At 65.2% G+C, this 6,280-nt stretch carries 4 protein-coding genes; 1 reads left to right on the top strand and 3 read right to left on the bottom strand.

The window, feature by feature from the left end; genetic code table 11:
• The 3 genes from H293_RS0148505 to H293_RS52410 all read right to left on the bottom strand — a co-directional run.
• Positions 1-245, bottom strand: a 245-nt coding sequence (locus H293_RS0148505; RefSeq protein ID WP_028808060.1) for a helix-turn-helix domain-containing protein, incomplete at its 3' end; no start/stop codon positions are given.
• 580 nt (positions 246-825) lie between these two features.
• Positions 826-1,206 carry a hypothetical protein gene (locus tag H293_RS59015; RefSeq protein WP_158694609.1) on the bottom strand — a complete coding sequence of 127 codons (381 nt, stop codon included), beginning with the start codon at positions 1,204-1,206 and terminating at the stop codon, positions 826-828.
• 847 nt (positions 1,207-2,053) lie between these two features.
• On the bottom strand, positions 2,054-5,986 hold the full coding sequence (locus tag H293_RS52410) for an RHS repeat-associated core domain-containing protein (RefSeq protein ID WP_020124962.1): 3,933 nt from the start codon (positions 5,984-5,986) through the stop codon (positions 2,054-2,056).
• Positions 5,987-6,032: 46 nt separating this feature from the next.
• On the opposite strand from H293_RS52410, the gene H293_RS54210 reads away from it, so the two are divergent.
• Positions 6,033-6,280: helix-turn-helix domain-containing protein (locus H293_RS54210; protein ID WP_020118451.1), on the top strand; the 248-nt coding region annotated here is incomplete at its 3' end.

The raw sequence follows: 6,280 nt of genomic DNA, 5'->3' as shown, positions 1-6,280 counted from the left end.
CCTTTGTACTTCGGGTAGAGCGAGTCGAAGCCGTCGGTGTTGAAGTTGTGGATCACGTCCCGGATCCGGTCCGGACTGGTGAACGTCACCTCGGCGATCTTCGCCACGGGCATGCCCTGCGCCGATAACAGCACCATCTGGGCCCGCCGCCAGGTCACCACGGAACCGGTGCCTCTGCGGATGATCCGCAGCAACCTCCTGCCCTCGTCATCATCGATCTCCCGAATCCGTACTCGTTCAGCCACGCGAGCATTCTCGCCGTCCAATGTTGCCCAGCGCAGCAACCGGGCGACACATCACCACGGGGCGAACGTTGCTTGATGCGGCACTAGTAATGGGCCGGGTCGGTGACCTGCGGGGATGGTTCCTGTGGGGCGTTGACCTGGTCTTTTATCGACTGCTTGCGATGGGGCGCGACGGTCTTAATCGGGTGTTCTGCGGACTCGTCGCAGTCCGGCTGCCTTGCTTGGGCTGCTGTTGCCTCAGCAGCCCCTGATCACCGACCGCATCCGCACCATGGCCGCATGTACCACGTCCACAGGAAAGAAAATGACGCCGTTGGTACAGCGCTTCATCCGGGTGCCTCCAGTCTGGAGAGAAAGCGGCGTGTGTAGATGTCCCTCGATTCATACACGGCATTCCACCACTGCCACGATTGCCCGGTTGGCCGCCCGGGCCGCCAACCGGGAGCTGACCCGAGCCTTGAATCAAGGGAGTTTGACGGTGTCACTCCAAGGCCAGCATTGGGCAATGGGTGGCTCAGCGAGGCCGGCAGTAATAACTCCACGCGCTCATTCAGCAAGTGCGCGCACCTGGGCTTCGCCATCATGCCAGAGAAGGTGCTGCTGAACCGCTGGCTGTATCCTCCACCTCACCCGTGAAGGCCAGGATTCCGTGTACTTGGCGCAACGGGTAGCAGTTCCTGCTGCGATCCGCGAAATCATCCAACAATTGATAGCCGGCGTACAGGGCGACCTCATTGCCCTGGTATGACTCCAGGTTGATCACGGCGGCCTCAAGAAGGCCGATCTCATCGGCAAGAAGGGGAACTATGTGCCGGTTATGAATTGAGGCAAATCCGGCCCGTGCGTAAAGTGTCGGTATCAGGCTGAATCCGCTAGCTTTGGCGAGAGTTTCTTTGTCTGCCTCGCTCAGCTTGGCAATACAGGCATGGGCGTGCTCGAAAATCTCTACGAGATTGACCACTTCTCGGATCGTGATTGCAATCGCTTCTGGGCTGGCTGGTATCAGGGGCTTGGTGGGCTGGTCACGGCGACGCCGACACATCGATCTGCTCCTGGAAGGGCCTGTGCGGGGACTGAATGCCGCTTGATGTCCAGTCATTCCCCAACGCTGCCGAAAATGCAGGAGTCAAGCGATTTCTTAAGTTTAGCGTAAGCGCTTTCGTTGTCCAGCTTCACCGGTCACTCTTTGCGTCAACTTGGTATACCTTTACCATCGGTGGGATTGATAGCCTGTGGGCTCCCTCCGGATGGTGCAGCCTGAAATTAGCTCCGCATAGAAGAACCTGGCGCCTCGCAGGGAATCCTGCGAGGCGCCAGGCAGTCCACGGGCTAACTGTCAAGCCACCTTCGCACCATCGATACGCGACAAGAAGTGCGGCTAAGTTCAAGACTTCTCAGACTTCGTCATCACGTCGGGGTAGGTGTGCGACTGGCAGTGACTTCCGTGGTGGTTGACGCTGCTAGCGATCATTCCGTTCTGTTCAGCCGTGCTTGGCGCTTCCTTTCGGCGAAACAGACGGCGGTGAAGAGCCCTCCCATGAGTGCCCCGAAGAGCAGAGAGTAGGCGACGCTGGTAGCGCCGCTATCGTCCCCGCCAAGGGACAGCAGGAGGCAGGCTGCGAGCGTGACGAGACCCGCACACAAGCCAATGAATGCGGGACGCCTCGCGGCGAACTCCTGTGTTCTGGTGGGTGGCTCATCGCCTCCCAGGAGTCGGTCGATCTTCCGGTACGCGCGGGTGACACGCGTTGCCTGATTAGAGCGATTGCGACTCCCCGAAGGGTTCATATCAGGTGATTCCGCCACTCTTACCTCCATCGAGGAAGTATTCGGTCTGCCCGCCAACGGCGCCAGGCACCTCCGACCTTCCCTGCGTAATGCCCTGCGACACCCCATGCCACAGGCCGCCACGTCGCCGCCCAGTACCCACCTATGTGCCTCTTCCGGCGCGGTGTGGAGAAGTGATACGAAGCCGCCCCAGCAATCGCGGAGCCACCGACGACGCAAGCGGCCGTTGCGAAACCTCCTGAGAGGAAGCTGCAACCCACGCTGAAGCCCACTCCGATGATTTCATTGCGGTTCCGGCCGACCCATCTTCCGAACCGGCTCCTCTTGAGTCTCTTCCACTTCTTCTTGAACCAGCCCCACTTGCCGTCGAGGTCGTAGCGGTTCAGCGGGTCGCCGTTGACGTAATCGTAGGCGTTGGCGTTGCCGCCCGGGACGGGGTCGACGGAGAGGAACCGTCCGGTAGTGGGATCGTAGAGGCGGACGCCCATGAGGGCGGCGCCGCTGGGGGTTTCGGTGGAGCGTTGCTTGCCGCCGAGCCAGCCGTAGCGGGCGGGGTCGGTGCCGGGCAACAGGTTGCCGTACTCGTCGTAAGAATTGACCACCGGGGTGGTGCTGTCTACGAGAGGCAGCTGGGTGGCGATGTCGCCGTGCAGGTTGGACAGCTGCAGGACGACGTTACCGGTCGCGCTGGTGGTGGCGATCAGGTTGCCGGCCAAGTCTTCGAGGCTGCGGCTGATGCCATTGCTTGTCGCAGTCCAGTCGGGGCTGTCGCCGTCGACGCCGTAGTGGTTGGTTGTGGTGGTGGCTGTTCCCCAGGTGCCGTCCTCCGCCTGCTCCTCGGTGCCCCAGGAGGCGAGGCGACCGCTGGCGTCCAGGCTCCAGGTCGTGCGCTTGGAGTTGGCGGTGATTTGGCGGACGAGGTCGTTGGTGTAGTAGGCGTTCTGGGCGCCGTTGGCCTGTGTGGTGGTGCGGCCGAAGGCGTCGTAGACGGTGCCGGTGGCGATCAGCCGGTCGGCGCTGTCATAGGTGGAGTTGACGGTGCTGGTGGTGGGGGCGCCTCCGTCGACGTCGTCGATCGTGGTGGCCAGAGATTTGCGGTTGGTGTTGTCGTCGAAGCCGTACGCGCGGTGCGTGGTGACCCCCGCCTGGGAGTCGTCGACCTTGGTCAGGCGGCCTGCCGCGTCGTAGGTGTACTCCTGGTAGGCGCCGCCTCCGGTGTAGGTGGTGCGGGAGACAGTCTGGCCGTGGATGGATTCGCTGGTGGATTCACCCTGGACGGTCCAGCCGGACTCGTAGTGCCAGTAGCGCGAGGTCTCGCTGCCGGTGGGGTCGAGGTCGAACTCAACGTCCATGTTCCACGGCAGCACCTCCTTGTACAGGCGGCCGTCGGAGTCGTAGGAGCCGGTGACGTCGCCGATGGTGCCCATCACCGAGTCATGGATACGGGTGGGCAGGCCGGCCGGGTTGTCGTAGTCGTACGTGACGGTTGACGGGGCCGAGTCCGTGACCCGGATCCTGCGGTCGCGGTTGTCGTACTCGGTGCGGGTGATGTTGCCCGCGCCATCGTCATAGGCGATTTCCCGGCCGAGCTGGTCGGTGGTGTGGGTGATGGTGGCGGTGCCGTTGGAGACGGTCGCCACAGCGCCGCTGGCCGAGTCGTAGGTGGTGGTCTGCGTCGGTACCGCGGTGCCGACTCCGCCCGTGACCGCCGTCTGCTTCAGACGGCCGGCCGCGTCATAGGTGTTCGTTGTGGTGCGGGTGACGCCGTTGGCGGCCTCGGTGACCTTCGCGGGGTTGCCCCAGCGGTCGTACTCGGTGGTCTTCACCGGCAGTTCGCTGGGGTTGGAACCGCCCCCGGTGATCGCGCCGGCCGGGCCAACGGAGCACTCCAGGTCGGCCCACTCCGGGCGGCCGGCACAATCGCCGGTGCCGGTGGCGGACCAGTAGTGGGTCACCGTCGCTCCGGCGTCGTCGCCGGTTGACTTGGGCAGCGTGGTCCTCGTAACTCGGCCCTGGGCGTCGTAGCTGGTGGTCTTGGTCAGCTTTAGGCCGCTGGGGTCGGTCGTCACGCTGGTGGGCAGGCCCTTGACCCAGTCGTAGGCGGTGGCCGTGGTGCGCACGTCACCGTCCGTTGGGTAACCGTCGATCGAGGCGCCCACCTTGGTGGTGGTGACCTGGTCGGTCACCGTGGCGGTGCCGTCGGTGGGTCGGCCCTCGTCGTAGGTGTTGACGGTGTGCTCACGCGCCGCGACCTGGACTCCGGCCGCAAGGTCGGGACTGTCCGTGTCGCCAGTGAGGGCCTTGGTGAGGGTGATCAGGTGCAGCGGCTCGAACTCCTCCAATTGGCGTTTGCCGTCGGTCGAGTAGACCGTGACGGTGCCCAGTTGGCGGGCGCGCTCGGCGGTGGAGTCAGACAGGATGCCGAGTTCGCTCTGGGTGTTGACCTGGTAGTCCGCGCTACCCAGTGCCAGTTCGCGGTTAGTGGCGGTCAGCTCGAAGGTGGTGTTGCCGAACCGGTCGTACTGCTTGACGGTCAGGTGCCGGCCAGGCAGGCCGGTGTTGACCTCACGCCCGGATGCATTGGTGTAGGTGATGCTCGCCTTGTCGTAGCCGGTCCCGGCCAGGTCACTGCCGGTGTGCGAGGAAGGAACCTGGTCGGCCGGGAACACCGCGGTGGCGTCCGTCGGCGCGTCCGTCTGACCCCACGTGGCGGCATCGCCGGGCGCGACCTGATTGGGCGCCTTGTCACCGGACAGCGGCACGTCGTAGACGACGGAGGTGGTCGCCTTGCCGCCGTCCCGCTCGTCCTTGCTGCCCGCCTTCAGCGTCGGGCGGGACGCGGACAGCAGCATGCCGTCCCCGGCCACCGCGTTGGATCCGGCCTTGCCGTACTCGAACGTCCACGGCAGCTCGCCCGGCGGGGTGAGCGTGATGACGCGACCGGCGCTGTCATAGGTGTAGGCCGTCTTCAGCGCCGGGGAGATCCGTGGGTCCCACTGCTCGCGCAGGCGACCCGTGCTGTCGTAGGCGTACTGCGAGATGACGGTGGCCGTCGCGGCCGAGGCTCCCGGGTCGGTGGCCCACAGGCGGATACTCGTCACCTGCCCGGCCACGTTGCCCAGCGCGGTGCTGGTGGCCGTGGTCGTGGAGGCGTACTGGTACTCCAGGATCCGGCAGCCCTTGGTCGACGGCGTGGCCGCGCAGGTGGCGGCGGAGACCGCCGAGGACGGCGCGATCACGTACGTGGGCCGGGCGAGCGTCTTGCCGTCCACCGTGATCTTCTGCGAGATCACGGTGGTGGTGGACTGGTCCGTGGGCAGGAGCGTGGTGGCCAGCTGCCACGTGGTGGCGGTGGAGTCGACCTTGCTGAACACCGAGGTGGTGCCCTCGGTGTCCTTCAGCGTGAAGGAGCCGGTCAGGCTACCGGTCAGAGTTAGGTCCTCGGAACCGGCTTCTGGCTTCCAGCCGCCGTTGCTGGTGGCGGTGAAACCGGTCTCGTCGCCGTCCACGTCCACGGCCGCCACCGAGGTGGCCGAGGTCTTGCGCACATAGGTCCAGTCGCTGTCGGAGATCTCAGCGACCGTGCCAGCCGTCCACTGCGGCCCGAAGATCGCGGCCTGCCCTTCCTGATTGGCCCCGTTGGTGGGGCGGCGCGAGGAGAAGGACCGTGTGGCTGTCAGGTCGAAGGCCGAGGCGTCGGTGGCCGACAGGCTGAAGTCACCGGTCAGGGTGTTCACACTGCCCGGGCCGACATCCTCACTGGGTGCCTCACCCGCGTTGCGGTCCACCGTGATGGTGGTCGCTGGGGAAGCGTCCGTGGTGGATCCGTCCGTGAACACCGCACGGACGTCCACCGGACCGTCTTCACTCAGGGTGTCGGTGATGTTCCAGGTCAGCGCCTCGGCGTTGCCGCTAGTGCTCTGACCGCATAGGTTCGCCGGGTTGGCGGTCATGACGGTTGGATGTGCGGTGACGTCCCAACCGACCGCTGGAGGCGCGGTGGCCGAGCCTGTCCGTGTGCGCAGACTGACCGACCAGGAGGGGCAGAAGCTGCAGCAGATCGTGCGCCGCGGTAGCACCAGCTCGGTGCGCTACCGGCGCGCGATGATGCTGCTGGCCTCGGCCGGCGGGAACCGGGTGCCGGTGATCGCACAGCTGGTGCAGGCCGACGAGGACACCGTGCGCGATGTGATCCACCGGTTCAACGCGATCGGCCTGGCCTGCCTGGACCCTCGGTGGGCGGGAGG

Source organism: Streptomyces canus 299MFChir4.1, from assembly GCF_000383615.1.
Taxonomy (GTDB): Bacteria; Actinomycetota; Actinomycetes; order Streptomycetales; family Streptomycetaceae; genus Streptomyces; species Streptomyces canus_C.
Note: the sequence above shows the minus strand (reverse complement) of the source record. Positions and strands in the feature narration are given on the sequence as shown.

Bases quoted from the DNA above. Each gene is read 5' to 3' on its own strand.
- H293_RS52410 (WP_020124962.1), bottom strand. From the start codon at position 5,986: ATGACCGCCAACCCGGCGAACCTATGCGGTCAGAGCACTAGCGGCAAC.